This is a genomic window from Agathobaculum desmolans ATCC 43058 (genome assembly GCF_000701665.1).
GTDB lineage: Bacteria > Bacillota > Clostridia > Oscillospirales > Butyricicoccaceae > Agathobaculum > Agathobaculum desmolans.
The window spans coordinates 1-2,112 of record NZ_JNJN01000089.1; the positions used below are offsets into that span (position 1 = coordinate 1).

2 protein-coding genes are annotated in these 2,112 nt (G+C 56.9%); both read left to right on the plus strand.

Annotation, left to right across the window (positions count from 1 at the left end):
• The coding region (locus tag T363_RS0113645; RefSeq protein WP_031476730.1) for a Rid family detoxifying hydrolase at nt 1-303 on the plus strand (303 nt) is incomplete at its 5' end.
• A gap of 138 nt (nt 304-441) precedes the next feature.
• Nucleotides 442-2,103 carry a tryptophanase gene (locus T363_RS0113650; RefSeq protein ID WP_407919087.1) on the plus strand — a complete coding sequence of 554 codons (1,662 nt, stop codon included), beginning with the start codon at nt 442-444 and terminating at the stop codon, nt 2,101-2,103.
• Nucleotides 2,104-2,112 lie beyond the last annotated feature (9 nt).

Here is a 2,112-nt window from a genome sequence, read left to right on the forward strand (position 1 = left end):
CTTGTGATCACATCCGGACAACTGCCGATCGATCCGGCGACGGGAGCATTCCCGGAAGGGATCGCGGAGCAGACACGGCAATCGCTGACGAATGTCAAGGCGATCCTGGCGGAAGCAGGGGTCGGAATGGATCGCGTGATCAAGACGACGGTGTTCCTGAGCGACATGAATAACTTCGGCGCGATGAACGAGGTATACGCCACGTTCTTCAGCGAGGGCGGCTATCCGGCACGCTCGGCAGTCGAAGTAGCACGTCTGCCGAAGGATGCGCTGGTCGAGATCGAAGTGATCGCGGCGCTGTAAGCAGCAGTCACAAAAGTGAAAAGATACTGTCCGCCAGTCGCGGAGCGGGACGGGAAGCCCGCGGAAACGACGACCGGAGTATCTCCAGTAAAACCGAACGTAGAAACAATACGCTCAAACTTAATGGAGGTAATGAAAATGGACAAGAACATGAAGAACTATCCGCTGGATGTAGATATGCCCCAGCATTGTGCATACGTAGTACGCGATCTGCCGCAGGCAACGATCGAGCAGCGCGAGCGCGCCCTGAACGCAACGCACTGGAACGAATTCGCATTCCCGTCCGGTCTGCTGACCGTTGATATGCTGTCTGACTCCGGTACGACCGCAATGACCAACCAGCAGTGGGCGACCATGATGCTCGGCGACGAAGCATACGGCCGCAACACCGGTTACTACGTACTGCTCGACACCTTCCGCGACATTTTCGAGCGCGGCGGCGAGAAGAACTGGAAGAAGTCCATCGATCTGGTCCGCACCGACTGCCGTGACCTGGAGAAGATGATGGATGAGCTGTTCCTCTGCGAGTACGAGGGCGGCCTGTTCAACGGCGGCTCCAAGCAGATGGAGCGTCCGAACGCCTTTATCATCCAGCAGGGCCGTGCGGCTGAGTCCGTACTGATGGAGATCGTGAAGAAGATCCTGACCCAGCGTTATCCGGGCAAGGTATTCACCATTCCGTCCAACGGCCACTTCGATACGACCGAGGGCAACATCAAGCAGATGGGTTCTGTTCCGCGTAACCTGTACAACAAGGAACTGCTGTACGAAGTACCGGAAGGCGGCAAGTACGAGAAGAACCCCTTCAAGGGCAACATGGATATTGAGAAGCTGGAGCAGCTGATCAATACCGTAGGCGTAGAAAACGTACCGCTGATCTTCACCTGCATTACCAACAACCCGATCTGCGGCCAGCCGGTATCCATGGCGAACATCCGCGAGATCAACCGCGTTGCACATAAGTATGATATCCCGCTGGTATTCGACGTTGCACGCTGGGCTGAGAACGCATACTACATCAAGACCAACGAAGAGGGCTACGCAGACAAGTCCATCGCTGAGATCGCAACCGAGATGTTCTCTTACTGCGACGCGTTCACGATGTCCGCAAAGAAGGACGGCCACGCCAACATGGGCGGCATGCTGGCGTTCCGCGACAAGGGTCTGTTCTGGAAGAAGTTCTCCGACTTCAACGAGGACGGCTCGGTCAAGACCGACGTTGGCGTTCTGATCAAGGTTAAGCAGATCTCCTGCTACGGCAACGATTCCTACGGCGGCATGTCCGGCCGTGACATCATGGCACTGGCTGCAGGCCTTTACGAGTCCTGCGACTTCGAGTATCAGCACGACCGTGCACTGCAGTGCGAATATCTGGCACAGGGCTTCTACAAGGCCGGCGTAAAGGGCGTTGTACTGCCGGCAGGCGGCCACGCTGTATACATCAACATGGATGAGTTCTTCGACGGCAAGCGCGACCACACCACGTTCGCAGGCACCGGCTTCTCGCTCGAACTGATCCGCCGCTACGGTATCCGTGTATCCGAGCTGGGCGACTTCTCGATGGAGTACGACCTGAAGACTCCCGAGCAGCAGGCTGAGCTGGCAAATGTTGTTCGCTTCGCGATCGACCGCAGCCGCCTGACCAAGGAGCATCTGGATTACGTTATCGCTGCTGTTGCACAGCTGTACAAGGATCGTGCAACGATCCCGAACATGCGCATCGTTTGGGGCCACAAGCTGCCGATGCGTCACTTCCATGCCTTCCTCGAGCCGTATGCTCCGTCCGCTGACCAGATCTGAGATCAGGTT

Coding starts and splice junctions, on each gene's coding strand:
- T363_RS0113650 (WP_407919087.1), top strand. CDS start 442: ATGGACAAGAACATGAAGAACTATCCGCTGGATGTAGATATGCCCCAG.